The sequence below is a fragment of the Lentzea sp. JNUCC 0626 genome, assembly GCF_043632865.1.
GTDB lineage: Bacteria > Actinomycetota > Actinomycetes > Mycobacteriales > Pseudonocardiaceae > Lentzea.
This window is the reverse complement of the sequence record NZ_CP171635.1, coordinates 2,305,307-2,331,620: the sequence shown is the minus strand read 5'-3', so window position 1 is coordinate 2,331,620 and position 26,314 is coordinate 2,305,307. Positions and strand designations below refer to the sequence as shown.

22 protein-coding genes are annotated in these 26,314 nt (G+C 69.6%); 11 read left to right on the top strand and 11 right to left on the bottom strand.

Annotation, left to right across the window (positions count from 1 at the left end; all coding sequences use genetic code 11):
* Positions 1 to 24 precede the first annotated feature (24 nt).
* A complete protein-coding gene (locus tag JNUCC0626_RS10390; RefSeq protein WP_394619481.1) occupies positions 25 to 231 on the bottom strand; it encodes a hypothetical protein in 207 nt (68 codons plus the stop codon).
* Between the two features lie 37 nt (positions 232 to 268).
* On the opposite strand from JNUCC0626_RS10390, the gene JNUCC0626_RS10385 reads away from it, so the two are divergent.
* Positions 269 to 1,921 carry a glycoside hydrolase family 76 protein gene (locus JNUCC0626_RS10385; RefSeq protein ID WP_394619480.1) on the top strand — a complete coding sequence of 551 codons (1,653 nt, stop codon included), beginning with the start codon at positions 269 to 271 and terminating at the stop codon, positions 1,919 to 1,921.
* Here the strand turns inward: JNUCC0626_RS10385 and JNUCC0626_RS10380 are convergent.
* Together JNUCC0626_RS10380 and JNUCC0626_RS10375 are read right to left on the bottom strand one after the other, a co-directional pair.
* Complete coding sequence (locus tag JNUCC0626_RS10380; RefSeq protein WP_394619479.1) at positions 1,911 to 4,619, bottom strand: glycosyl hydrolase family 95 catalytic domain-containing protein; 2,709 nt, start codon at positions 4,617 to 4,619, stop codon at positions 1,911 to 1,913. The genes JNUCC0626_RS10385 and JNUCC0626_RS10380 overlap by 11 nt on opposite strands.
* 144 nt (positions 4,620 to 4,763) lie before the next feature.
* Positions 4,764 to 5,372 (bottom strand): TetR/AcrR family transcriptional regulator, encoded by a 609-nt coding sequence (locus tag JNUCC0626_RS10375; protein WP_394619478.1) that lies wholly within the window; start codon positions 5,370 to 5,372, stop codon positions 4,764 to 4,766.
* Between the two features lie 56 nt (positions 5,373 to 5,428).
* Here JNUCC0626_RS10375 and JNUCC0626_RS10370 point away from each other — a divergent pair, with 56 nt between their 5' ends.
* From JNUCC0626_RS10370 to JNUCC0626_RS10335, 8 genes are all read left to right on the top strand, one after another.
* Positions 5,429 to 7,414: an FAD-binding oxidoreductase gene (locus JNUCC0626_RS10370; protein WP_394619477.1), complete on the top strand. Its 1,986-nt coding sequence runs from the start codon at positions 5,429 to 5,431 to the stop codon at positions 7,412 to 7,414.
* A gap of 181 nt (positions 7,415 to 7,595) precedes the next feature.
* Positions 7,596 to 9,104, top strand: coding sequence for a sugar ABC transporter ATP-binding protein (locus JNUCC0626_RS10365; RefSeq protein ID WP_394619476.1), 1,509 nt, complete (start codon positions 7,596 to 7,598; stop codon positions 9,102 to 9,104).
* The gene (locus JNUCC0626_RS10360) at positions 9,101 to 10,123 is read left to right on the top strand and encodes an ABC transporter permease (RefSeq protein WP_394619475.1); all 1,023 of its coding nucleotides are present in this window, start codon (positions 9,101 to 9,103) and stop codon (positions 10,121 to 10,123) included. The genes JNUCC0626_RS10365 and JNUCC0626_RS10360 overlap by 4 nt, the downstream gene beginning before the upstream one ends.
* A 44-nt stretch (positions 10,124 to 10,167) precedes the next feature.
* Positions 10,168 to 11,196, top strand: coding sequence for a substrate-binding domain-containing protein (locus JNUCC0626_RS10355; RefSeq protein ID WP_394619474.1), 1,029 nt, complete (start codon positions 10,168 to 10,170; stop codon positions 11,194 to 11,196).
* A gap of 253 nt (positions 11,197 to 11,449) precedes the next feature.
* Complete coding sequence (locus tag JNUCC0626_RS10350) at positions 11,450 to 12,589, top strand: Gfo/Idh/MocA family protein (protein WP_394622007.1); 1,140 nt, start codon at positions 11,450 to 11,452, stop codon at positions 12,587 to 12,589.
* 13 nt (positions 12,590 to 12,602) lie between these two features.
* Positions 12,603 to 13,610: a sugar phosphate isomerase/epimerase family protein gene (locus JNUCC0626_RS10345; RefSeq protein ID WP_394619473.1), complete on the top strand. Its 1,008-nt coding sequence runs from the start codon at positions 12,603 to 12,605 to the stop codon at positions 13,608 to 13,610.
* A gap of 52 nt (positions 13,611 to 13,662) precedes the next feature.
* Positions 13,663 to 14,865 (top strand): ROK family transcriptional regulator, encoded by a 1,203-nt coding sequence (locus JNUCC0626_RS10340; RefSeq protein ID WP_394619472.1) that lies wholly within the window; start codon positions 13,663 to 13,665, stop codon positions 14,863 to 14,865.
* A gap of 141 nt (positions 14,866 to 15,006) precedes the next feature.
* Positions 15,007 to 15,204, top strand: coding sequence for a hypothetical protein (locus JNUCC0626_RS10335; RefSeq protein ID WP_394619471.1), 198 nt, complete (start codon positions 15,007 to 15,009; stop codon positions 15,202 to 15,204).
* Here the strand turns inward: JNUCC0626_RS10335 and JNUCC0626_RS10330 are convergent.
* Entirely contained in the window at positions 15,201 to 15,854 is a 654-nt protein-coding gene (locus JNUCC0626_RS10330) for a DUF899 domain-containing protein (protein ID WP_394619470.1), read from the bottom strand. The genes JNUCC0626_RS10335 and JNUCC0626_RS10330 overlap by 4 nt on opposite strands.
* Before the next feature lie 122 nt (positions 15,855 to 15,976).
* Here JNUCC0626_RS10330 and JNUCC0626_RS10325 point away from each other — a divergent pair, with 122 nt between their 5' ends.
* The gene (locus JNUCC0626_RS10325) at positions 15,977 to 17,839 is read left to right on the top strand and encodes a serine/threonine-protein kinase (RefSeq protein WP_394619469.1); all 1,863 of its coding nucleotides are present in this window, start codon (positions 15,977 to 15,979) and stop codon (positions 17,837 to 17,839) included.
* Here JNUCC0626_RS10325 and JNUCC0626_RS10320 read toward each other — a convergent pair.
* From JNUCC0626_RS10320 to JNUCC0626_RS10290, 7 genes are all read right to left on the bottom strand, one after another.
* The gene (locus tag JNUCC0626_RS10320; RefSeq protein WP_394619468.1) at positions 17,836 to 18,654 is read right to left on the bottom strand and encodes an aminoglycoside phosphotransferase family protein; all 819 of its coding nucleotides are present in this window, start codon (positions 18,652 to 18,654) and stop codon (positions 17,836 to 17,838) included. The genes JNUCC0626_RS10325 and JNUCC0626_RS10320 overlap by 4 nt on opposite strands.
* Before the next feature lie 11 nt (positions 18,655 to 18,665).
* Positions 18,666 to 19,328: a type 1 glutamine amidotransferase domain-containing protein gene (locus tag JNUCC0626_RS10315; protein WP_394619467.1), complete on the bottom strand. Its 663-nt coding sequence runs from the start codon at positions 19,326 to 19,328 to the stop codon at positions 18,666 to 18,668.
* A 4-nt stretch (positions 19,329 to 19,332) separates the two neighbouring features.
* Complete coding sequence (locus JNUCC0626_RS10310) at positions 19,333 to 20,820, bottom strand: GMC family oxidoreductase (RefSeq protein WP_394619466.1); 1,488 nt, start codon at positions 20,818 to 20,820, stop codon at positions 19,333 to 19,335.
* Positions 20,817 to 21,665, bottom strand: a complete 849-nt coding sequence (locus tag JNUCC0626_RS10305; protein ID WP_394619465.1) for a carbohydrate ABC transporter permease — start codon at positions 21,663 to 21,665, stop codon at positions 20,817 to 20,819. The genes JNUCC0626_RS10310 and JNUCC0626_RS10305 overlap by 4 nt, the downstream gene beginning before the upstream one ends.
* An 8-nt stretch (positions 21,666 to 21,673) precedes the next feature.
* A complete protein-coding gene (locus JNUCC0626_RS10300; RefSeq protein ID WP_394622006.1) occupies positions 21,674 to 22,606 on the bottom strand; it encodes a carbohydrate ABC transporter permease in 933 nt (310 codons plus the stop codon).
* A 31-nt stretch (positions 22,607 to 22,637) separates the two neighbouring features.
* Positions 22,638 to 23,894, bottom strand: a complete 1,257-nt coding sequence (locus JNUCC0626_RS10295; RefSeq protein ID WP_394619464.1) for an extracellular solute-binding protein — start codon at positions 23,892 to 23,894, stop codon at positions 22,638 to 22,640.
* 77 nt (positions 23,895 to 23,971) lie between these two features.
* The gene (locus tag JNUCC0626_RS10290) at positions 23,972 to 25,219 is read right to left on the bottom strand and encodes a 6-phospho-beta-glucosidase (protein WP_394619463.1); all 1,248 of its coding nucleotides are present in this window, start codon (positions 25,217 to 25,219) and stop codon (positions 23,972 to 23,974) included.
* Between the two features lie 61 nt (positions 25,220 to 25,280).
* Between JNUCC0626_RS10290 and JNUCC0626_RS10285 the strand changes: the two genes are divergently transcribed.
* Positions 25,281 to 26,312: an N-acetylglucosamine kinase gene (locus JNUCC0626_RS10285; protein ID WP_394619462.1), complete on the top strand. Its 1,032-nt coding sequence runs from the start codon at positions 25,281 to 25,283 to the stop codon at positions 26,310 to 26,312.
* Positions 26,313 to 26,314 lie beyond the last annotated feature (2 nt).

Below are 26,314 nucleotides of genomic sequence, written 5' to 3'. Positions count from 1 at the left end.
GGATCCAAGACCATGAGAGCGTTCTCACGGATCGTCCGCGACGTCGGGGGTGGTCGGTTTGCTGCACTTCCTGGTGGCCCTGCTGATGGTTCTGGCGCCGGCCGCACCGCCGCCACCGAGCCAGACCGCCGCCCCGCCCGGCAGCCCAACCGCCCCGCCCTCGACCGCCCCATCGCCCTCCGCGACCCCTCTGGTCGCCGCCGCGGCCGTGTGCGCTCTCTCCTGCGACACCCTCGACCCCTCCCGGGCCAAGCAGGAGACCTTCCCGGTGCCTGAACGCCTGATCAACGGCCGCCGCCTCGTCCTGCACGCCTCCGACCCCGACGGCATGGCCTGGGCGAGCATCGACAACGGTGTCACCGGCGACTCGGTCTGGCTCGACCGCTCCTTCGACGGCGGCGCCACCTGGGAAGGCCTGCTCGGCCGGGCGAGCATCCCCGGCACCTGGACCGGCACCAGAACCCTCATGTACAACGTCACCGACCCCGGCCGGCACCGCCGCGGGCTGATCCGCGCGTGCGGCGACGCCAGGGCCGTGACCTGCACCGACTGGATCTACCCGACCGTGTGCGACGTTCTGTGCGACCGCACCAACGCGTCCCAGGCCGTCACTCCGGCACAACCCGTGCCGCCCACCACGCTGTACGGCCGCACGATCCGCCTGCACACCGATGCCAACGGCATGGCGTTCGCGAGCATCGAGGCAGGCGGGCCGGGCGACGAGGTGTGGCTCGACCGCTCCTGGGACGCCGGCGTGAGCTGGCCCGGCGGATCGTCGCTGGGCCGCACCGCGACACCGGCCGGCGCGACCACCACGCGCACCACCATGTTCGCCACCCGCGACCCGCGCGGCCGCCACTACGGCGGAGCCGTCCGGGCGTGCGGCAGGGAAGCGGCCCACCAGGAAGGCAGCTGCACGGCGTGGGCACGGCCCACGCCGAGTCGTGCGCGCGCGGCCGCGGATGCGCTCGTCTACGACTACGAGCCGTACACGGCGTGGTGGCGGTCGAGCTGGTGGAACTCGGCGACGACGCTCACGGCCGTCATGGACTCCGGGATCCGCGACTACGACTGGCTGATCGCGCGGACGTTCGACGTCAACCGGGTGCCGTTCGCGGCGGGGCAGCGCAGCACGGACCCGATCGAGGGCGACTTCATCAGCCGGTCCATCGACGACAGCGCGTGGTGGGGTCTTGCCTGGGTGGCGGCGTACGACCACACCCAAGACCGGCGTTACCTGACGATGGCCACCACCATCGCCGCGTACGTGCACCAGTACTGGGACACACGCACGTGCGGCGGCGGTGTGTGGTGGGACAGGGAACGCACCTACAAGAACGCCGTCACGAACGGCCAGTACGTCAGGCTGACGGCGTCGATCCACCGCCGCACGCCGGGCGACACCGTGTGGCTGCAACGCGCGCGCACGGCCGCCGACTGGTACCTCGCGAGCGGAATGATCAACGCAGCGGGACTGGTCAACGACGGGATCACGCAGGACTGCCGCAACAACGGCCAGACGGTGTGGACCTACAACCAGGGCCTCGGCATCGGCGGGCTCACCGAGGTCTACCGCGCGACCGGCGACGCGAAGTACCTCACCGCGGCGACACGGCTCGCGGACTCGGCGATCACCGGCCTCACCCGCAACGGCGTGCTCACCGAGTCGTGCGACGCCGCCGCGACCTGCGACGACAACCAGAAGCAGTTCAAGGGCATCTTCATGCGCTACCTCAACGACCTCTACCGAACGACCAACGCCGAGGCCTACCAGAGGTTCGCACGCCAGCAGTCCGACACCGTGTGGGCGGCGGACCGCGACGCGCTGAACCGCATCGGCCAGCGCTGGTCCGGGGGAACCCCGAACCAGCGGGACTGGCGCACTCAGGCGAGCGGGCTCAACGCCGTGCTCACGGGGTGATCCGGTAGGCGTCGATCATGCCGACCGACGTGCTGCGGTTGACTATTCGGATGGTGTGCTGGGCTCTGGTGAGGCCGGACTTCTGCCACACCACCTGTTGCACCTGCCTCGTCCCCGTGACCCGGAGGTCCACTGTGGCCTGGAAGACGTTGTCCAGGTAGACGTCGACCGTGCCCATGTCCCCGTTGCGTTCGGAGATGTACTCGATCCCCGTGCCGGTGAACGTGTACGTGGCCGCGGCGTTGACGGTCGTCGAGTGGTGCGTGTCGTTGTTGTAGTCGCCGTAGCCGCGGTTCGTGGTCAGGTGCCAGTTGTTGTCGTAGCTGCCCTCGGTGTTGTTGATCAGGCCACCGCCGGTCGCGTTGAGCCCGAGCGTGGACGCGGTGCCGCTCAACGACTTCGCGACCTGGTTCTGGCTGCCGGTCAGCCGGGTGGTGGCGTAGGAGGTGAGCGGCTTGGCCGTCCGCTCGACGACGTACGTGCCGCCCGTCGCCGTGGCGAACTGGAACTCCGCGGCCGAGGTGGTCAGCACCACGGCGTTGTCCGACGTGCGCCGGACGCGGACCTGCTGCGTGCCCCACGGGTTCACGACCTGCGCCGTCGCACCCCACTGACTGCGCAGCCCGACGTACTTGGTCTCGTTCGCCTCGCGCTCGGAACTGACCAGGAACCCGTTCTTCGCCAGCAGCGTGAACTTGCCGACGAACGACGAACTGGTCGGCGCCGCCGGGAACACCCGGATCTTGTCGTTGTACGACTGGAGCAACGCCTCGTTCATCGCGGACAGGTGCACACCGTGGTACTCGAAGACACCGTTGGTGTTGTTGGTGAACCCGTTGGGGTAGTTCTGGTACTGCTGCAACATCCGCTTCATGCCGCTGAACGTCTGGTCACCGAGCCCGAGCCGGGCGGCCTGCACGGCGTCGTTCGCCCACACGTTGCCGTACGGGAAAGGCCTGGTGTTCCACGTGTTCAGCGCGGTCTGGTAGTCCGGGAACCCGATGCCGGTGATGTTGTACGGCCAGATCAGCTCCGCCGCCACGTTCTCGCCGTTGCGGGTCTGCGCCAACGGCGGCTGGTGAGCCAGGTACGCACCATTCTGCTGCGGGTAGGGGACCAGGTTGTTGAGGATCTGCTGCCACTCCGACCGCAGGTTCGCGTCCAGACCGAGCTGCTGCGACACCTGCAACGCGATCGGGAACAGGCTCCGCACGGCCGCCAGGTCGGTGATCGCGTTGCGCACGTTCCAATACGTCTCGTGCGCGTGCGAGTTGGCCATGTAGTACTGGCCGTTGGCATCGACCGACAGCGTGCGCGAGTAGAACTTGGCGACCTCGCGGATGTACGGGTACGCCACGGTGCGCAGGTAGTTGGCGTCGTTGGTGTAGCGGTACTGCAGGTACATGTTGAACGCGGCCTCGTAGCCGGTCGACAGCACGTTCTTGGTGAAGTCGCTGTTGACGGTGCCGCGCGCGTTGCCGTCCCAGCCCATCGTCTCGGGCACCCACAACGCGTCTATGCCGTACCGCGTCTGCGTGTAGGCCTTGAGCGCGCTGTAGTTGCGGCTGTAGAGGTTGTTGAAGGTGTTCATCAGGTCGACGTGGTTCGACGCGAGGAACGAGTTGTAGACGTCGCGCTGGTTCCAGTACCAGTACGCGTTGCTCCACTTCGTGCTGTCCCCGGTCGCGCGGAACACGCCGTTGATGAAGTGGAACGGGTAGTTGCCGTACCCGCCGGCCGCGATCAGGTACGTCGAGAGGTAGTAGACGTTCTCCAGGTAGTCGGCCTCGCCGTTCACGCCGCCGTACTGCACGAACGACTTGTTCCAGAAACCGTGCCACCAGTTGCGGTAGTTGTTGTACGTCGTGTTGTACCCGGTGGCCTTCACGGCGTTGAGCGCCGTGCGGGCCTGGGCGATCGAGTTGTTGTTCGGCGCGTTGAGCCTCGTGGAGACGGTGAACCACACCGTGTAACTCGACGACGGCGTGATCGACAGCCGGACCCGGCTGTTGTTCACGACTGAGGCGTTGTAGCTCGCGCCCTCCACGGTCGCGGCGAGCGTGTAGCCGAAGCGTTGCGCGTCGGTCTGCCCGCGGCTGATCCCGGCACCGGTCGAGTCGGCGTAGCTGCTGACCGTGCGCCAGGTGTTCATGTCCGGCACGTCACCGCTGTTGCCGAGGTTCGCGACGTCCCACAACGACAGCTCCAGCGTCACGGCGCTGACGCCGCTGCGGCTGTCCTCCACGTGGATGCCCATCACCTCGGAGTTGGGCTGCCCCATGATGGTGACGGTGCGGTTGTTGTCGTACTTCGTGGTCAACGTGCCGTCGTAGAGCGACAGCCGTTGCTGGTAGGTGCTGTAGCTCGCGTCCATCGCCGGGGTGGTGGCGAGGTTGACGATGCCGGCCCCGAACGCCGTCTGCTGCGAGGCGTCCACGTTGGACACCTGCATGTTCAGGCCACCGGACTGCCACACCATGGCGCCGGTGCGGCCGTTGCCGACGGTCAGACCGTAGTTCGGGTTCGAGTTGGGGCGGTTGTAGACGACGTCGTGCTTGGACAGGTAACTGGCGTAGTCGACGTCCAGACGGCCCGCGGAGTTCGAGAACGCGGCGTCGCCCGGAGCGGCGAGGGCGGGAGAGATGGTGAGTGAGGCGCCTACGAGCACGGCGGTGGGCAAGAGACGGAACAACCTCATCTAGCACCTTCCGAAGCAGGAAGAAGGTGAACGGGGCCCTCAGTGAACATCCGATGTCTCACGGCCGTCAAGAAGCGGATCGCCCAGCTTGTACCGGGATTTTCCGGCACAGATCCGACCAATGTGGGATCGTCACAGCTCGGGTCACCTGCTGAGGTAGCGAGTCACCATCGCGACGAGCTCGGTCTCGACCGTCTCGACGTCGCGGTGCAGCGCCGCCAGCCGGTGCGTGTTCAGCTCCACCGTGAACACGACGAGCTCGACCGCCGTGTCCAGATCCCGCACCCGGACGTCGGGGTGGCGGGCGAACACCTCACGAACCTGGGCGATGCGTTGGGCACCGTGCCGGGTGATCGTGTCGCGCAGGCCCTCGGAGAGCTGACCCTCCTCGATCATGATCCGCAGCAGCCGCGGGTCGTCGCGGTGGTTGTCGATCGCGTCCCGCACGAGCGCCCGCACCACCGACTCCAGGCTGCCCGGCGTGAAGTCGAGGCCGTCGGCCTGCGTCCAGGTGCCCCGATCGATGTGCCTGATCATCAACTCGGCCAGGATCGCGTCCTTGTTCGGGAAGTACTGGTACAGCGACCCGATCGACACCCGCGCGCGTTCGGCGATGCGGTTCGTGGTGCCGGCGGCGTAGCCGTGCTCGGAGAAAACGTGAGCAGCCGCCGTCAGGATGCGGTCCCTGGTGAGCTCCGCGCGGACCTGGCTGGGCTTGCGACGTGGACCTACGTCGCGGCTGTTCGTCGGCATGATCGGCCCTTCAAAAGCGAGTATTCAGAAGCTGAGCAAAAGCTCATAATAGTACTATGAGCTGGGAAAACAATGTTCTCGCGACGGCTGCTGCGGTGGAGGAGGTGATCGGCCGCGCGCCTTCGGTGATCATGAAGAAGCAGCTCGCGGCGTTGGACGACGGGTGTCTGCGGGTGCTCGCGGGCAGCCCGGTGGCGGGGTTCGGGTACCTGGGTGCGGACGGGGTGCACCGGACGACGTTCGTGGGCGGCACACCGGGGTTCGCGCGGGTGCACTCGCCGACGCGGATCTCGTTCCCGTTGTGCGAGAACGCCGAGGGGCCCGCGTCGCTGGTCTTCCTGCTGCCCGGGGTGGGGGAGGTGCTGCGCGTCAACGGGACCGTGCGGCGGGGGCGCCTCGACGTCGAGCAGGTGTACGTGCACTGCGCGCAGGCCGTGCTGCGGTCCGGGTTGTGGCAACCGCCGGGCAAACCCGGGATCGCGACCGTGGCGGGTGAGGGTCCGTTGGGCGGTCCCGGCATCGCTGACTTCCTGGCCGCCTCGCCGTTCCTCGTCGCGTCCACCTGGGACGCCGAGGGCGGCAGCGACACCAGTCCGCGGGGCGATCAGGGGACGGTCGCGCGGATCGTCGACGGCCGCACGCTGCTGATCGCCGACCGGCGCGGCAACAAGCGCGCCGACACGCTGCACAACCTGCTGCAGGACGACCGGATCTCGTTCGCGGCGCTCGTGCCCGGCCGGACCGGGGTGGTGCACGTGCGGGGACGCGCGGTGATCACCGTCGACCCGGCGCTGCTGGAACCCATGGCGTTGCGGGGGATGCCGCCGCACGCCGGGGTGCTCGTCGACGTCGAGGCCGCCGAACTCAGCGCGAACGACGCCGTCACGCGCGCCCGGCTGTGGACCGCCGCCACGCCCGAGGGAGTGCCCGACCTGATGGCGCTGGCGAGCCTGCACCTGGCCGCCAACTCGCGCAGCGGACTGCTGGTCAAGCTCGCTGGGCTGATGCCGAAGCGGCTGATGCGGTCCGCGATGAACCTCGCCTACCGCTCCGGCCTGCGCAAGGAAGGCTTCGACGTCGCCGACCTGGCACCCCGAGCGGCCGCCGAGGACCCGTTGCGCGAGGTACGGGTCGTCGAGGTGCGGGAGGAGACGCCGAGCGCCGTGACGGTGGTGCTGGAGGGCGACCGGCCGTTCGACTTCCGGCCCGGCCAGTTCTTCACGCTCGTCACCGAGATCGACGGCGTGCCGGTGCGCAGGCCGTACTCGGCGTCGTCCGTGCCGGGGTCGACGACGCTCGAGGTCACGGTCAAACAGGTCGACGGCGGCCTGTTCTCCCGGCACGTCCGGACGCTCGCGCCCGGCGACCGGCTGCACGTGCGCGGCCCGTCCGGTGACTTCCACGCCGAACCCGGCCACGAGGTGGCGTTGATCGCGGCGGGCAGCGGTGTCACGCCGATGATGAGCATCATCCGCACGCTGCTCGCGAAGCCCGGCGAGCGGATCTCCCTGCTGTACAGCAGCAGGACCCCGGAAGAGACGATCTTCGCCGCCGAGCTCGCCCGGCTCGGCGCCGAGCACCCCGACCGGCTCGCGGTCACGGTGGTCCTGACCTCCCGCGACGGACGGCTCGACGCGCCCGCCGTCCAGCGGTGGGCTGCGGGAGTGGGGCCGGGCGCGAAGTTCTACCTCTGCGGGCCCCAGGCGTTGACCGACATCGCGCTGAAGGCCCTGGACCTCCCGGACGAGCGCGTGCACGTCGAGAGCTACACCAGCGCCTCGACGGCAGCGGGATCACTTGTGCCGCAACGGATGCGCGTCCAGTCCGGCGGGCAGACCGTCGGCGAGGCGGTCGTGGAGCCGGGGCAGACGTTGCTGGACGCGGGGCTCGCCGCCGGACTGCCGATGCCGTACTCGTGCACGGTCGGCAGCTGTCACGAGTGCGTCGCGAAGCTCCTGGGAGGTACCGTGTCGCGGCAGGACGACGGCCGGGTGCTCACCTGCACGAGCGCGCCGCTGACCGACGTGACGCTGGAGCTGTAGAGCGCGACGCTGCGAAACCGGGCGCGACCCAGGCTGAAACGGGCGTCGCGGTCAAGGGAAAAGATGGCCGATGTGCGCCACCCCGAACGCCTTGTCGATGTCCGGAGCGTCTCATTAGCGTGAGTTCTCGTTAGGCCGAACTTCCTGCCGGCACAAGGGTTGCCGGGGCCCGGAGGACTCAATGACGAGCTCGGCACTGCTCTCGGTACGGGGACTGGTGAAGCGCTTTCCCGGCGTGCTGGCGTTGCAGGGCGTGGACTTCGACGTGCGGGCCGGTGAGGTGCACTGCCTGCTCGGGCAGAACGGCGCCGGCAAGTCGACGTTGATCAAGGTGCTGTCCGGCGCGCACAGGCCGGACGAAGGGGAGATCCGCTGGCGCGGCGAGGTCGTGTCGTTCGGCAACCCGACGGCCGCGATGCGCAGTGGCGTGGCCGCGATCTACCAGGAGCTCGACCTCGTCGCCGGGTTGTCGGTGGCGGACAACGTGTTCCTGGGCCATGAGCTGTCCACCGCGGGGTTCACGCGGCGGGCGGAGGCACGGCGGCGGACGAGGGAGCTGCTGGTTCGCCTGGGACATCCGGAGATCTCACCCGACCGCGACGTCGGCCGGTTGTCCGTGGCGCACCAGCAGATCGTCAGCATGGCCAGGGCGCTGTCGCTGGACGGACAGCTCCTGATCATGGACGAACCGTCGGCCGTGCTCGACCCGGACGAGGTCCGGGTGTTGTTCGGGATCATCAGGGACCTGACGGCGCACGGGGTCGCCGTCGTCTACATCTCGCACCGGCTCGCCGAGATCAGGGAAATCGGCGATCGGGTGACCGTGCTCAAGGACGGCCGCACGGTTGCGACGGGACTGCCCGCGCGCGAGGTGAAGACGTCGGAGCTGATCGGCCTGATGACCGGCCGGGTGCTGGAGAACGTGTACCCGGACCGGAAACCCGTCGACCCGGCCGCGCCCGAGGTGCTCTCGGTGCGCGGCCTGGCCGACGGTTCCCGCTTCGAAGGCGTCGACCTCACCGTGCACGCCGGGGAGGTCGTCGGGCTCGCCGGACTCGTCGGCTCCGGGCGTTCGGAGATCCTGGAGACCATCTACGGCGCCAGGAAGTCCGCGGCGGGCACGGTCGCGGTCGACGGCAAGGCCCTCCGGCGGGGGAGTGTGGGCGCGGCCGTGCGGGCAGGCATGGGACTGTGCCCCGAGGAGCGCAAGAGCCAGGGCCTGCTGCTGGACCAGGCCGTGTTCCGCAACATCACCGTCTCGTCGATGTCCGCCTTCGCCCGCTTCGGGTTCCTCGACGACAGCGCCGAACGGGCCCGTTCCCGCGAGCTGACCGAGGCGCTCGACGTCCGGCCCGCCGGGGTGGACCGGATGGTGCGCGGCCTGTCCGGCGGCAACCAGCAGAAGGTCGTGCTCGCGCGGTGGTTGCTGCGCGAGTGCCGGGTGCTGCTGCTGGACGAACCCACCCGCGGCGTCGACGTCGGCGCGCGCAGCGAGATCTACGAACTCGTGCGCGACCTCGCCGACAGGGGAGTGGCCGTGGTCGTCGTGTCGAGCGACGTCGAGGAGGTCCTGGGCCTGGCCGACCGGGTCCTGGTGGTGCGCGAGGGCCGGGTGGTGCACGACGGCCCGGCCGACGAGATCGACGAGTCCCGGGTCCTCGACCTGGTCATGGAAGGACACGCCGCATGAGCGAGGACACCGCCTTGCCCGCGCAGAAGAGCCCACCGGTGGCGAAGCAGGGAAGCGTCTCGGCGTTGCTCGGCTCCGCCGCCGGGCGCAACACCGGCCTCGTCGTCGCGCTGGTCCTGCTGTGCCTGGGCGGGGTGATCACCGCGGGCGACCGGTTCGCCGACGTCGACAACGTGCTCACCATCCTGCGGCTCGCGGCCGTCATCGGCGTCGTGAGCATCGGCATGACGTTCGTGATCACCGGCGGCGGCATCGACCTGTCGGTCGGCGCCATCGTCGCGTTGTCGTCGGTGTGGGCCACCACCCTTGCCACACAAGGGATCGCGAACGACTCGCACTGGATCGTGATGGTGTTCACCGCGCTGCTGGTGGGCGGAGCGTGCGGACTCGTCAACGGCGCGTTGATCGCGTACGGGCGGGTCGTCGCGTTCATCGCGACCCTGGCGAGCCTCGCCGCCGCACGAGGCCTCGCCGAGATCATCTCCAACCGCAAGACCCAGATCGTGAACGTGCCGGGCTTCGCCGCGTTCTTCGACGCCTCGATCCTCGGCATCCCGGTGCTGGTCGTGATCTTCGCGCTGGTCGCCGTCGGCGGCTGGATCCTCTTGAACCGCACCACGTTCGGGCGCCGCACGTTCGCCGTCGGCGGCAACCCCGAGGCGGCCCGGCTCGCGGGCATCGACGTCAAGCGGCACACCGTGATGCTCTACACGCTGCTCGGCCTGTGCTGCGGGCTCGCCGCCGTGATGCTGATCGCCCGCACCACCACGGGCAGCGCCACGCACGGCGGTCTGTACGAACTCGACGCCATCGCCGCGGTCGTCATCGGCGGCACGCTGCTCTCCGGCGGGCGCGGCACGATCGCCGGCACCGTCTTCGGCGTCCTGATCTTCACCACGCTGTCCAACGTCTTCACCCTCAACAACCTCTCCATCTCCGCCCAGGCCGTCGCGAAGGGCGCGATCATCGTGGTCGCGGTTCTCCTCCAGCAGCGACTGGCCCGCCGCAGCGGCGCTTGACGCCGCGACACCCGACCGCTGCCACCCGAGGAGACCAGAAACCCATGCAGTTCAAGAGAGTCGCTCTGCTCGCCGCCGCGTCCGCACTGGTACTGGCCGGCTGCACCGGCAACACGCCCGAGAGCCAGGGCGGCAACAACCAGGGCGGCGGCGTCAAGGTCGCCAACGACGAACCCGGCAAGAAGGTCGTCGTCGGCTTCTCCGCCCCGGCCGCCGACCACGGCTGGATGGCCGCGATCACCAACGCAGCCAAGGCCGAGGCCGGCAAGTACTCCGATGTGGAGCTTCGCGTCGTCGAGGGCACCAACGACGTCAACCTCCAGATCAGCCAGGTCGAGACGTTCATCAACGACAAGGTCGACGCGATCGTCCTGCTGCCCTTCGACGGCGCCGCGCTCACGCCGGTCGCGTTGAAGGCCATGAAGGCCGGCATCACGGTGATCAACGTCGACCGCGAGTTCGACAGCCCGTTCGCCGCCCGCTCCACGGTGCTGGGCGACAACTACGGCATGGGCGTCTCCGCCGGCACGTACGTCTGCGAGAAGCTCAACGGCAAGGCCGACGCCGTGGTCGCGGAGATCGCCGGCATCGACTCGCTGCCGCTCACCCAGGACCGCAGCAAGGGCTTCGCCGACGCGCTGCAGGGCTGCGGACTGAAGGTCAGCAACCGGGTGGCCGCCGAGTTCACCGTCGAGAGCGGCGAGCGGGCCGCGGCCAACCTGCTGCAGGCCGCCCGCAAGATCGACGCCATCTGGAACCACGACGACGACCAGGGCGTCGGCGTGGCCGCGGCCATCAAGAACTCCGGCCGCAGCGAGTTCTTCATGGTCGGTGGCGCCGGTTCGGCCAACGTGATGCGCGAGATCAAGGCGGACAACGGCCCGCACAAGGCCACCGTCATCTACCCGTCCACCCAGGGCGCCGACGGCATCCGCCTCGCGCGGCTCGCGGTGCAGGGCAAGGCCCTCGGCGACCTGGTCGAGGTGGAGGTCCCGCGCGAGGTGCAGCTCTACGCCCCGGTCGTGACCAAGGACAACGTCGACCGCTACCTGCCGACCGCCTTCGAGTCCTAGGCCGTGTCCTGCAAGTGCGTCGGGCGACAGTAGCGGCCGAGGGACCCGGAGACAGCACCGCCGCCATGCCCGAATACGCCCGGTATGAGGGCAGGGCGGCGGCACCGCCTCCGGGTCACTCGCCCGCGCCTGTCACCTGACGAACTTGCAGAACACGTCCTAGGCCCCTGCTTCCGCCTTCACGTCCTAGGCACGGCTTCCGCCTTCGACACCGGCACGAGGAGAACCGCACGTGACTGAACTTGGCATCGCGATGGTCGGCCACGCCTTCATGGGAGCAGCCCACTCCCAGGCGTGGCGGGTCGCACCGCGTTTCTTCGACCTGCCGTTGCGGCCGGTGATGTCCGTGCTGTGCGGCCGCGACGCCGACCGCACCCGCGCCGCCGCCGACCGCCTGGGCTGGGCGGAGGCGGTGACCGACTGGAAGTCCGTGCTGCAGCGCGACGACGTGCACGTCGTGGACATCTGCACGCCGGGCGACACGCACGCCGAGATCGCGATCGCGGCGCTGGACGCGGGCAAGCACGTGCTGTGCGAGAAGCCGATGGCCAACACCGTCGACGAGGCCGTCGCGATGGCGGAAGCCGCCGCACGGGCCGCCGAACGCGGCGTGCGGGCCATGGTCGGCTTCACCTACCGCCGCACCCCCGCCCTGGCGTTGGCCCGCGATCTCATCGCTCAGGGCAGGCTCGGCCGCATCCACCACGTGCGCGCCCAGTACCTCCAGGACTGGATCGTCGACCCGCAGGCGCCGCTGTCCTGGCGCCTCGACAAGGACAAGGCCGGTTCGGGTGCCCTGGGAGACATCGGTGCGCACATCGTCGACGCCACCCAGTTCATCCTCGGCGACACCATCACCGAGGTCGTCGGCACGCTCGCGACGTTCGTGTCGCAGCGTCCCGTCGCCTCCTCTCACTCCGGTCTGTCCGGCACCGCCGCGACCGGACAGACCGGACCCGTCACCGTGGACGACGCCGCGTTGTTCCTGGCGCGGTTCGGCAGCGGAGCACTCGGTTCGTTCGAGGCCACCCGCTTCGCCAACGGTCGCAAGAACGCACTGCGGATCGAGGTCAACGGCGCGGAGGGGAGCCTCGCCTTCGACTTCGAGGACATGAACGTGCTGCAGTTCTTCGACGGCAAGGAGGATCCGGCGATCGCGGGGTACCGCCGGATCCTCGTCACCGAACCGAGCCACCCCTACGTCGGCGCATGGTGGCCCGCGGGGCACGGCCTCGGGTACGAGCACGCGTTCACCCACCAGGCCGTCGACTTCGTGCGGGCGGTGGCGGCGGGCACCGACCCGGCGCCGACGTTCGCGGACGGCCTGCGGGTGCAGCGCGTCCTCGCGGCGGTTGAGGCAAGCTCGGAGTCCCGCACTTGGCAGCAGGTCTAGGAGGAGACGGCAGATGGCGCGTCCGATCACGTTGTTCACCGGCCAGTGGGCCGACCTGCCGTTCGAGGAGGTCTGCCGGCTCGCGTCGGGCTGGGGCTACGACGGGCTGGAGATCGCCTGCTGGGGCGACCACCTCGACCCGTGGCGCGCGGCCGAGGACGACGACTACGTCGCGGACCGGCTCGCGATCCTCGCCAAGCACGACCTCAAGGTGTGGACGATCTCCAACCACCTCACCGGCCAGGCCGTCTGCGACGACCCGATCGACGAACGGCACCAGGGGATCCTCTCGGCTCGCAACTGGGGCGACGGCGACCCCGAGGGCGTGCGGCAGCGCGCGGCCGAGGAGATGAAGATGACCGCGCGGGCCGCCGCGAAACTTGGCGTCAAGACGGTCGTCGGGTTCACCGGGTCGTCCATCTGGAAGACCGTGGCGATGTTCCCGCCCGCACCCCAGTCCATGATCGACGCCGGGTACCAGGACTTCGCCGACCGCTGGAACCCGATCCTCGACGTGTTCGACGAGGTCGGCGTCCGGTTCGCGCACGAGGTCCACCCGTCGGAGATCGCGTACGACTACTGGACGACCGTGCGCGCGTTGGAGGCCATCGGGCACCGGCCCGCGTTCGGGCTGAACTGGGACCCGTCGCACTTCGTGTGGCAGGACCTCGACCCCGTCGGGTTCCTGTGGGACTTCCGCGACCGGATCTACCACGTCGACTGCAAGGACGCGCGCCGTCAGGTCGGCAACGGGCGCAACGGCCGGATGGGCTCGCACCTGGCGTGGGCCGACCCTCGTCGCGGATGGGACTTCGTCTCGACGGGACGCGGTGACGTGCCGTGGGAGCAGTCGTTCCGGATGCTCAACACCATCGGCTACGACGGTCCGATCAGCGTCGAGTGGGAGGACGCCGGCATGGACCGGCTCATCGGCGCCCCCGAGGCGCTGGAGTTCATCCGCCGCAACGCTTTCGACCCGCCGACCGCCGCGTTCGACGCCGCGTTCAGCTCTGGTGGGTGACACGGCGGCGGGACTGCCCGCCGCACTTCTTGGCCGATGTGACAATTGTTCGATGGAGAGCTCCTTGGGTGTCGAGGCGGGATCGCCGGCCGCAGTGCTGCGCATGCTGATGGACGGCAACCCGCGCACCCGAGCGGAGATCGTGGACGCGACCGGGCTCGCCCGCTCGACCGTGCGGGCGAGGCTGGATCTGCTGGTGGCGGCCGGGCTGGTGACCGGCAGCGGGACGGGCGAGTCGACCGGCGGACGTCCCGCCGGCCGGTTCGGCTTCAACCCGCGCGCGCACCTGGTGCTGGCGGCCGAGGTGGGCGCGACACACGCGACGGTCGCCGTGTCCGACCTGGCCTGTCAGCTGCTGGCCGTCGCGCAGGTCGACCTCGACGTGGCGGACGGGCCGGGCGTGATCCTGCCGTTGCTGGTGGCGTCCTGGCGTTCGTTGCTCGAGACCGTTCCGTCCGCGGAGATCGCCGGAGTCGGGATCGGGTTGCCCGGCCCCGTCGAGCACTCCACGGGACGACCGAACAACCCGCCGATCATGCCCGGCTGGGACGGGTTCGACGTGCCCGCCGCGATCGCCGCCGAATTCGACGTGCCGGTGCTCGTCGACAACGAGGTCAACCTGATGGCGCTGGGCGAGCACACCGCCTCGCACCCGGACGTGGCGCACATGATCGTGGTGAAGGCCGCCACCGGCATCGGCGCCGGGTTGATCAGCAACGGCGTGCTGCACCGCGGCGCTGCGGGCGCGGCGGGCGACCTCGGGCACATCCGCGTGCCGCAGGGTGGCGAGGCGTTGTGCCGGTGCGGCAACACCGGGTGCCTGGAAGCCGTGGCGGCCGGTCCGGCGCTGGCGGTGCGGCTGGGGGAGTTGGGGCACCCGGCGGCGTCCACAGCGGACGTGGTGAACCTGGTGCGCGCCGGCAACCTCGAAGCGGGCCGGGTCGTGCGGCAGGCGGGCCGCGACATCGGTGAGGTGCTCGCGGGGTGCGTGAGCATGTTCAACCCGTCGCTGGTGGTGATCGGCGGGCTGCTGGCCGACGCGGGCGAGATGCTGCTGGCGGGCGTGCGCGAGTCGATCTACCGCCGCTCGCTGCCGTTGGCGACCGAGAACCTGCGCATCGTCGCGTCGGGAGCGGGCGTGACGGCGGGTGCGTTGGGCGCGGCGGCGATGGTCGTGCGGCACGTGCTGTCACCCGAGGTCCTGGACGCCCGATTGGAGTCGGTCGCGGCGGGGGAGGTGCTGGTCTCCCGCTGACTATTGGCTGGTCGCAGCCTGAAGATGGCTTCGATATGGCAACGGTGTCCGGACTTTTGATTGACAGCCGCCAATAGTCCGACATACCGTCGCCGTATGGCTGTGACCCGTGTAACACCGAGGCTCCGCACGGAGCCCACGGTGGCGACCCAGCGCCTGCTGGGGCTCATGCGCACCGGCGCGACCGACCGCGCGATCGCCCGCGAGCTGGACGTCAGCCTGCGGACCCTGAACCGCCGCATCTCCCGCCTGCAGTCGTTGCTGGGAGCGCAGTCCCGCTTCCAACTCGGCGCGCTGGCCGCCGAGATGGAGTGGCTGTCTGCCCAGGAGAGTGACTAGTACTCGTCGCGTAGCCGCATCCACGCCATCGTCGGGGTCTGCGGCCAGCCTTGCGGCGAGTCCTCCCACTCCTCCTGCCTGCCGTAGGGCGTGAGGTCGAGCAGGTTGAGGTCCAGTCGCAGCCGGTCCACGCCACGCCCGTTGGTGTAGTAGGTGCGGAAGACCTCGTCGTCGTTGCGCAGCAGCACGCTCAGTCCGAAACCCTCGCCGTGTTCGAGGTCTTCGTGGAAGTCGCTGCCGTGAGACGAGAACCACGGCACCGTCCACCCGAACCGTTGCCGCACCGGCTCGATCTCGCTCTGGGGTGCGGGCGCCATCAGGATCAGGGTGGTGTCGCGGGCGTTGAGGTGTTCCTGGTGGCCGATGTTGTCGGTGAACGACGCGCAGCCGTCGCAGATGAAGTCCTGGTTCTTCGCCAGCATGAAGTGGTAGATCACGAGCTGCCGACGTCCGGCGAACAGGTCTGTGAGCTGCACTTTCTTCTGGTCGGGTGCGGTGAACTCGTAGTCGATGCGGAGCTTGACCATCGGCAGCCTGCGCCGTTGTGCGGCGAGCGCGTCGAGTGCGTGCGTGAGTTCCTTCTCCTTGACCAGCAATGCGTCGCGTTCCGCCTGCCACTCAGTGGCGGACACGACTCGGGGGCGAGTCATGGGATCGAGTCCTTTCTGCTGCGGCCTTTTGTAGCCTGTTCCCCGCGGGCGTCCGGGGGAACCCGCAACGGTCGGCGCGCGTCGACACGGTGGGACACAGGGCGCTCGGGAACACGGGGACGATGACGGAAGAAACGTTCGGGCCGTACCGGATCGAGGAACTGCTCGGCCGCGGCGGGATGGGCGAGGTGCACCGCGCCTACGACACGGCACACGACAGGTTCGTGGCGCTGAAACGCCTGTCGCCCGGCTACCACGACGACGAGGACTACCGGGCCCGCTTCCGCCGCGAGGCCCAGATCGTCGCCCGCCTGCGCGAACCGCACGTGATCCCGATCCACGCCTACGGCGAGATCGACGACCGCCTCTACCTCGACATGCGCCTGGTCGAGGGCGCAGACCTCTCCGACCTGATCCGCACCGAACCCCTGGAGCCGGCGCGGGCCGTGCGGATCGTCGAGCAGGTGGCGAGCGCGCTCGACGCCGCGCACGCCGACGGCCTGATCCACCGCGACGTGAAGCCGTCCAACATCCTCGTCACGGCCGGCGACTTCGTGTACCTGGTCGACTTCGGCATCGCCCGCAGCGCGTCCCCGGCCGCGACGAGCCTGACCGCTTCGGGCTCCGTCGTCGGCACTTTGGACTACATGGCGCCAGAACGCTTCGAAAGCGGCCCGGTGGACGGCCGCGCGGACGTGTACGCGCTCGCCTGTGTTCTTTTTGCCTGTTTGTCGGGGCGGCGGCCGTTCACGGCCGATGGGACGGCGGCGCAGATCTGGGCGCACCTGAACGAGGCGCCGCCGAAGGCGTCGCCGTTGAACCCGGCAGTTCCGGCCGCGGTGGACGAGGTGATCGCCAAGGGGATGGCGAAGCGGCCTGCCGATCGGTATGCGACGGCGGGGGAGTTCGCCCAGGCGGTGGCGCTCGCGATGGCGGCACCGGCAACGCCTCCGGGCGGGCAGCCGATCCCCGGGGGAGCGCTACCGGGTGGTGCGGCGGCGGGTGGACGGCCCGGCTTCGTTGCTCCCGGCACGCCGCCCGCAGGTCTTGCCGCGCCCGGCACTCCTGCCGCCGGCCACCCACGCCCCGCCACTCCACCCGGCGGCCAGGCCTTCTCCTCGCCGAACCACTCGTCGATGGCGAGCCCTCCTGGTGGCATTCCCCAGCCGATGGCCAGTCCTCCCGGTGGGATCCCCCAGCCGATGGCACCTCAGGCCACCTCGGGCCCGCACCCGCAGTTCCCCCGCCCCACCACCCCCGGCCCCCAGCAGTGGACCACCCCACCGTTCCAGCCTCCGGCCCAGAACCGACGCCCCAGCACCAAGCACCTCGCCCTGGCCGGCACCGCGCTGGCCGTCGTGGCCGCGATCGTCGCCACCATCCTGATCGTGTCCAACAACACCAAGACCACCGGCAGCGGCACGACCACCAGCAGCACCCCGACCAGCACGTCCGGCAACACCACCACGACCACGACCAAGCTCTCGACCGTCACCACGTCCCGGTCCCCGCAGGACGACGCGCTGCAGGCCGCGCTCCCCGCCGTCTACCGCTCCGCCAACTCCTGCGTGACCGCGACACCCGACGCCGGCACGGTGGCGGCCACGAGGTGCGCCACCGCGAACGTCGGCGCGAACGACCGCTTCCCTCCGCCCACCGAGGCGGAGTTCCGGTTGTTCGCCGACAGGTCGGCCCAGGACGCCTACTTCCTCAACGTCGTCACGAGCCGGGGCATCCCGCGGATGGACGACCGCGGCGGCTGCCGTCCTGACGTCGATCCGATCCACTACGCGCTCTACTACCGCGACACATCAGGGCCGTTGCCGGGCGACTTCACGACCTGTTTCCTCAACAACGGCAAGGCCGAGGTGTGGTGGGTCGACACCAAGACGCTCACCATCGGCACGCTGAAGCGGCCGGGTGACCTGGAGGTGCTCGGGAAGCTCGACCTGTGGTGGAACGGCAACATCCTGTCGAAGTTCTAGGCCCGCAGGTCCTTCTCCAGCCACGGCACGATCGCGGACACGAACCCGTCCGGGCTGGTCATCGGGCGGCCGTTCATCGTGGCGACGAGGTGTCCGATGCCGAACAGCGCGTCCCACGTCCGGGCGCGCTCGTAGACGGCGGCGGGCACGGCCGCGCGGACGGTGTCCCAGCCGTGCCAGGACATCTGGGCCGCGTCGATGGCCGGGTCGCCGGGCATCGCGAAGTCCCAGTCGAGGACGCCCAGCAGCTTGCCGTCGGGTGACCAGTGCACGTTGGACCCGCTGAGGTCGCCGTGCACCAACGCTTCGGGAACGGGATCCAGTGCGAGCACCGCGTCCAGCCGCCGTTCCGACTCGGCGCGCAACCTCGCAGGCAACCGAGGCAGGATCTGAGTGGTGATGATCTCCGACCACGACGGGCCCTGCGCGCGGTCGTCCAGCACGGCCATCAAAGCAGGCGTCAAAGGCACGGACCGCACGGCCTCCAGCACTGACGCCACCTGAGCCGGATCGCCCTCACCGGCGGGCAGACCGCGACCGTCCACCCAGGACACGGCCACGGCGGCGCGCGAACCGAACGACGTCACGGGCGTCAGCGGTTCGGGGATCTGGAACGGCAGGCCCGCGGCAGCCAACTGCCGCAACACCTCCATCCGGCGCGGCATCGACGCGGCACCCAGCGGACGCTTGCTCACCCGCACCGCCGCCACACCCGGGATCAGCAGCACGTCGTGCATGTTGCCTTCCTCAGCAAGAAAAGCCTTGTCGAGGCGCACATCGGGCAGCAGGGCGGAGGCGATGTCCAAAAGGTCCACGAACGAAGAACCTACCGCGACAGCAGACGCACCATCTCGCGGGCGACACCGGGGGCCGACGACGGGTTCTGGCCGGTGACGATCCGGCCGTCTACCACCACGTGCGGCGCGTAGACGTCGCCGTTCGAGTGCACGGCACCGCGTGCGCGCAACTCGCCCTCCAGCGAGTACGGGATCGCCTCCCAGGTCTGCGATTCCCGTTCCTCGGCGTCGGTGAACGAAGTGACCTGCAACCCCGACACCAAGGACGCGCCCACGGCGTCGGTCAGGTCCAGCAACGCCACCGGACCGTGGCAGACGGCGCCGATCACCCCACCGGACTGGTAGACCGACGAACCGAGGCGCGCGATGTCGGCGTTGCCGTGGAAGTCCCACATGGTGCCGTGCCCACCGACGTACAACACGGCGGCATAACGAGAAGGATCCACAGTGGACAGCACCAAAGTCGAGTCCAGCACTGCCGAGGCGACGAACGCGCTCTGCACCGGGTCGGACAGGTCGGCGCCGTCGATCGGCGGACGGCCTCCGGCGATCGACGCGAGCTCGACCCGGTAGCCGGCCTCGGTGAGCACGTGCCACGGGTCGGCGGCCTCGGAGAGCCAGAAGCCGGTCGGACGGCCCGAGTCACCCAGCTCCGCGTGGCTGGTGAGCACGAACAGGATGGTGTCGGGCATCGGGCTACTCCTCCACTGGCGCGAGCGGGGTGTTGCCGAGGATCAGGTCCGCGGCGCGCTCGGCGATCGCATAGGTCGGGGCGTTGGTGTTGCCGCTGGTGACGGCCGGCATCACGGACGCGTCGACGACCCGCAGGCCCTCGACGCCGCGCACGCGCAGGTCGGGGGCGACGACGGAGCCCGGAGCGCCGCCCATCGCACAGCTGCTGGTCGGGTGGTGCATGGTCACCAGGTTCTCGCGCACCCAGTCGGGCACGCGGTCGTCCGGCACGCCGGGCGCGAGTTCACCGGTGACCAGACCGGCGAACGGGGCGCGCGACGCGATCTCCCGCGCCTGCCGGACACCGGCGACCAGCACGTCCAGGTCGGCCTCGTCGCTGAGGTAGCCGGGGTCGATCGACGGGGACACGTGCGGGTTGCCCGACGCCAGCCGGATGCTGCCCCGGCTGCGCACCGCCACCGCCGTGACCAGCACCGCCGCCTCCCGGCCGCGCACCCCCGGCGGACACACGTGGTACTGCAGATCAGGTGTTGCGAGACCGGGCTTGGTGCGCACGAACGCACCCGCCTCACCGCCGTTGGACGCGAGCGGCCCGCGCCCGAACAGCCGCCACCGCCAGTAGCCGCCCAGCCGTGGCCCGGACTTCGTCTGCCACAACGCCGTGACGCGCGGGTGGTCCTGCAGGCCCTGACCGACCGACGGCGCGTCGACCTCCACCGGAATCCCGTGCAACCGCAGGTGATCCGCCGGTCCGATGCCGGACAGCAGCAACAGGTGCGGCGACCGGATCGCCCCGGCCGACAACACCACCTCGCGCCGCACCCGCACCTCCTGGTCGTCGCCGCCCAGCTGGTACTGGACGCCGACCGCGCGACCCCGGGACAGCAACACCTTCGTCACCAGCACCCCGGTGAGCACGTGCAGGTTGGGCCGGGACGGCCGCAGGTACGCGTCCGCCGCGGACCACCGCCGCCCGCGCCGGGTCGTGAGCCGGTAGAACCCGGAGGCCTCGTCCTCACCGGAGAGCGTCTCCACGACCTCGAACCCGGCGGCGTCCACCCACGCACGGGGAACGCGACTGCGCCGGCGCGGCGCCTCCACCCGCAACCGCTCCTCGACCCGCCGGAAGTACGGCACGAGATCGGCATGGCCCCATCCCGTTGCGCCGTAAGCATCACGCCACGTGTCGAAGTCCGCCGAGTGCCCCCGGACGTAGATCATCGCATTGATCGACGACGTGCCGCCCAGCACGTGCCCCTGAGGCCAGTCCACCCGCCGCCCGGCCGCGTGCGGCTGCGACACGGTCCGGTAGGACCAGTCGAACCCGCTGCCGAGCAACGACGGCATCCGCGCGGGCACGGCGATGGACCGGGCACCGTCGGCAGGTCCGGCCTCCAGCAGCAACACCCGCGCGGACGGGTCGTCGCTGAGCCGCGAGGCGAGCACGCACCCGGCCGAACCGGCCCCGACCACCACGTAGTCGTAGCTCATTGCTTGACCGCGCCTTCCATGATTCCGCCGACGATCTGCTTGCCCAGCACCAGGAACACCGCGAGGATCGGCAACGTCGCGAGCGCCGTGCCGGTCAGGATCAGCGAGTAGTCCTGGAAGTACCCGGCGGCCAGCGTGGACAGCGCCACCTGCACCGTCGGGTTGTCCGGGTCGAGCACCACGAGCGGCCACAGGAAGTCGTTCCACGCCTGCATGAACGTCAGCATCCCGAGCACCGCGGCACCGGGACGGATCGCGGGCACCACGACGTTCCAGTAGATCCGCAACGAGTGGCAGCCGTCCAGGCGCGCCGACTCGATCAGCTCGTCCGGCACCGCCTCGCTGATGTACTGCCGCATCCAGAACACCCCGAACGCCGTCACCGCGTTCGGCACGATCACCGCCGAGATGCCGCCGGCCCAGCCCAGTTCGCCCATCATGATGTAGAGCGGGATGATCCCGAGCTGCGTCGGCACCATCATCGTCGCGATCACGAGCAGCAGCAGGACGTTGCGGCCGCGGAACTTCAGTTTGGCGAACGCGAACCCGGCCAGCGAGCAGAACACCAGCACCGACAGCGTGATCGCGCCGGACACGACGAACGAGTTCCACAGCGCCAGCTGGAAGTTCGTCTGGTCGAAGACGCGGCCGATGTTCTCGAACAGGTGCCCGCCCGGCACCAACGGCGGGGGCACGCTGCCGACGACGTCGTTGGTGTGCGACGCGACGACCACGGTCCAGTACAACGGGAACGCGGAGCCGAGGATGACGGCGCCGAGCATCGCGTAGGTCAGCGGACCCGCGCGGTGCAACTGGCCGAGACGGCCTTTGGTGATCGTGGCCATGGGTCCCCTCAGCGGTCCGAGCGGATGCGGCGGGTGAGCAGGTAGTTGACCGCGACGGCGAGCACGATCACCAGGAACATCACCCAGGCGATGGTGGCCGCGTAACCGAAGTCGAACTCGCGGAAACCCTTCTCGTACAGGTAGACGGTGAGCGTTTGGAACTGCCGGTCGGACCCGCCGGTGACGCTGCCGGGCGTCGCGTCGAACTGCAACGGCTCCGCGAACAGCTGCATCCCGTAGATCGTCGAGATGATCACCGTGAACACGATCACCGGTCGCAGCGCGGGAATCGTGATGTGCCGGAACTGCTTCCACGTGCCCGCGCCGTCACAGGACGCCGCCTCGTACCGGTCACGCGGCACGGCCTGCAACGCGGCGAGGTAGATCAACGCGTTGTAGCCCGTCCACCGCCAGATCACCATGATCGAGATCGCGATGTGCGAGGTCGCCGTGTCCGCCTGCCAGTCGACCGGGGCGATCCCGACGAGCCCGAGGCTCCAGTTGATCAGGCCGAAGTCGCGGCCGAACAGCTGCGCGAAGATGATCGCCACCGCCACCAGCGACGTCACGTTCGGCAGCAGGACTCCCATGCGGAACAACGTCTTCGCCCGCAACCGCGAGTTCAGCACGTGCGCGAGTCCCAGAGCGAGGGCCAGCTGCGGCACGGTCGAGAGCACCAGCAACGAGAGCGTGTTGAACAGCGCGTTCCAGAAGTACGGGTCGGACACCAGCAACGCGTAGTTGTCCAGCCCGATGAACGTGTGGTCGTCGCTGATCAGGTTCCAGTCGCTCAGCGACACCCAGAGCGTGTAGCCCAGCGGGAACAGCCCGAACCCCAGGAACAGCAGGAAGAACGGCGTCACGTACAGGTACGGCGACACCCGGTCGTCGAAGCCGCGGCGCCGCTTCGAGCGGTGACCGGGGGAGGGCTCCCCGGTCACCGCCGACGGCGACTCGATCAGTGCGGTCACCTCAGCCCGCCGCCGCTGCGGCGTCGCGGAGCGCCTTCTGCCAGGAGTCGGACGCTGACTCCTTGCCCTGCTCCACCCGGCTGATGCCGTTCTGCACCGCGAGTCGCACCGCCGCCGTCTTCGGACCCTGGTACTGCGGCTTGAGCGCCTTCGCCGCCTCACCGAACATCTTCCCGACGGGGGCGTCGTTGAAGAACGGGTTGGTGAACCCGCTCATCGCCGGGTCGTCGTAGAGAGCGGGCCGCGAGGGCAGGTTGCCGATCTTCTTGAAGATCGACAGCTGCTGCTCGGGCGCGGTCAGCCACTTCGCCAGCTCGTAGGCTTCCTCGGGGTTCTTGGACTGCTTGGGCACGGTCAGCCACGACCCGCCCCAGTTGCCGCCACCGCCGTTCGGCACGGCCGCGACGTCCCACTGCCCCTTGGTGTCCGGGGCCTGGCTCTGGATGAACGCCATCACCCATGCGGGACAGGTGACCAGCGCGAAGCTGCCCTGCTTGAACCCGGTGCTCCACTGTGGACTGAACGCGGCGATCTTCGCCGACAACCCCGCCTCCACGGCCTGCGTGGTGAGGTCGTAGGCCTGCTTCACCGCCGGGTTCGACTCGGCGATCATCTTGTTGTCCGGCGAGTAGAACGCCTCGTTCGCCTGGCCGAGCACCGCGTTGAACAGCAGCGCGCCGGAGTCGAAGAAGCTCGCGCCGGTGTTCGCCGCCTGGAACCGCTTGCCGACGTCGAGGAACGCGTCCCAGGTCGGCCAGAGCTGCGCGACCTCCTCGCGGCCGGACGGCAGACCCGCCTTCTCGAACAGGTCGCGGCGGTAGCAGATCGCGAGGCTGCCGACGTCGGTGCCGAGTCCGATCTGGACGTCGCCGGCCTTGGACTGCTCCCACTTCCACGGGAGGTAGTCCTTCTCCATGTCGCCGGCGCCGTAGTCGTTGAGGTTGTTGAAGTTCTGCGGTTGTGCCGTGAACTGGCCGAGGAACTCTCCCTCGACGGCGACCACGTCCGGTGCGCCGGTCTTGGCCGCGAGTCTCGTCGCGAGCTGCGTGTGGTGCGCCTGGTACTCGCTCACCTGCTCGATGATCTCGATGTTCGGGTGGTCCTTCATGTACTGCTGGTACAGGTCTTTGTAGCCGAAGTCGTTGAACGTGCCGATGGTCAGCTTGATCTTGCCGTCACCGGCGCCACCACTGCTCCCACACGCCACCGTCGTGGCGGCGATCAGCACGCTCGTCAGCAAGAGTCGGATTCTGCCCATCGGATGCCTCCTCGAACCCCGGGCCCCCGTCGCTGCGCCGAACGCTACCTGCCGAGACAGGAGATAGGAAGGGGTACTTACAGTTTCGTGGCGATCGGCAACTCGTCGAGGATGCCGCGGGCCGGGTCGTACTCGCGGACCAGCGGGTTCGCCATCAACGCCATCAGCGCCGTGCGGCGGTCACGGGTCTTCGTGGCCTGCACGGTGAGGCGTTCGTACTGCTTCATCTGCTGGACCAGCCCGAGCATCTCGGCCGGTAAGGCGCGCTGCGGCAACGGATGCGCGCCGTCGCGGTCGATCCGGGCCTGGACCTCGATCACCGCGTCGTCGTCGAGTCCCGGCAGGACACCGTTGTTGCGCACGTTCACCGCCTGCACGTCACCGCGGCCGTCGTGCAGGGAGGCGATCAAGGCGACGGCCGCGTCGCTGTAGTACCGCCCGCCCCGGTTGAGCAGCTGCGGTGGTTTCACGTCGAGGGTCGGGTCCCGGTAGAGCTCCAGCAACTCGGACTCGATCTTCTGCACCTCCCGGGCGCGCAGGTGCCCGGCCTGCTGGCGGGCCAGCATGTGCTCGGTCAGGTAGTAGTAGCGCAGGTAGCGCGACGGGATGGCGCCCAGCTCGCGCAGCAGGTCGAGCGGGAACTCCAGGTACTCGGCCAGTTTCTCGCCGTGCTTGCCGAGCAACTCGGGCATGCGGTCGACACCGTCCACCACGGCCGATCGCTCCCACGTGAGGTGGTTCAGCCCGACGTGTTCCATCTCCAGCCGGTCGGCGTCGACGCCGAGGAGTTCGGCGGCGCGGTGACGGAGGTGGATCGCCACGTTGCACAGGCCGATCGCGCGGTGGCCCTCGTCGACGAGCGCCTGCGTGACGATGCCGGTCGGGTTGGTGAAGTCGATGATCCAGGCGCCCGGCGCGGCGTGCCAGCCGACCTGCTCGGCCAGGTCCAGCACGACCGGGACGGTCCGCATCGCCTTGCCGAACCCGCCGGCGCCGGTCGTCTCCTGCCCGATCCGGCCGTAGGTGAGCGGCAACGTCTCGTCCCGCAGCCGCGCCTCCTGGCCGCCGACGCGCAGCTGCACCAGCACGAAGTGGGCGCCTTCCAGGGCTTTGACCAGGTCCGTTGTGGACGTCAGTGTGCCGGTCCAGCCGTGCCGGCGAAGGATCCGGCCGCACACCGCCGCCACCGGTTCCAGCCGGGCGGGGTCGATGTCGTGCAGCACCAGTTCGTCCACGTTCAGCCGGTCGGCGAGTCTGCCGAACCCGTCGGCGAGCTCGGGGGTGTAGGTGCTGCCCCCGCCGATCACCGCGACTTTGACTGTCATCCGAATCCACCCAACTCTGAGGGTCGCTTTAATTCGTTAGGAGGGCTTACAGTATCGAACTGTGGACGATGTAGCACTACTCGCCGTGGACGGCGGCAACTCGAAGACCGACCTGGCGCTCGTGGCCCAGGACGGCACACTGCTCGCCGCCGTGCGCACTCCAGGGTGTTCGCACCAGCGGCTCGGCCTCGCCGGCGCGATGAGCTCGTTGCGCGCGGGAGTGGCGAAACTCCGCACCGCCGCCGGACGTTCGGGCGCCTTTGGACCCGCTGAGCTGGGCGTCTTCTGCCTGGCGGGCATCGACCTGCCGGTGGACGACGACCGGGTCGGCGCGGCCCTGCGCGGCGAGGGCTTCGCGCATGGCCTCGAGGTGCACAACGACATGTTCGCCATGCTCTGGGCGGGCAGCCCTGCGGGCTGGGGCGTCGCGGTCGGCGCGGGCACCGGCCTGAACTGCGTCGGCCTGGCCCCGGACGGCCGCGAGGTCAGGTTCCCGTCGCTCGGCCGCATCTCCGGCGACTGGGTCGCGGGCGGACGCTGGCTTGGCGTCCGCGCGCTGGGCCAGGCGATCCGCGCGGGCGACGGCCGGGGCTCGCCGACCGAGCTGCAACGCGCTGTGCCGGAGTACTTCGGCCTCGCGGACCCGATGGCGGTGGCCGAGGCCGTCTACACGGGACGGATCGAGGAACGCTCGCTGCTCGCGCTGGCACCGACGGTGTTCAAGGCCGCCGCCGGAGGGGACCCGGTGGCGCGGGAGCTGATCGACTCGGTGGTCGAGGAGATCGTGAACCTCGTCGGGGTCACGGTGCGGCGGCTCGACCTGGCCGATCTCGCCGTGCCGGTGGTACTGGGCGGCGGGTTGCTGCACTCCGGCGACGGGATGCTGCTCGACGGGGTGCGTGCGGGAGTGCTGGAGGCCGCGCCGAAGGCCGAGTTCAGCGTGCTGGACGCGCCGCCGGTGCTGGGAGCGGCGTTGTTCGGGCTGGCGAAGCTCGGGGCGGGAGAGGAGGCGGCCCGGCGGTTGACCGAGCAGCTGACCTACGACGCGCTGGGGGCTGTCGGGCCCGCTGAACTGGTGGAGCCTCCGGCGTGATG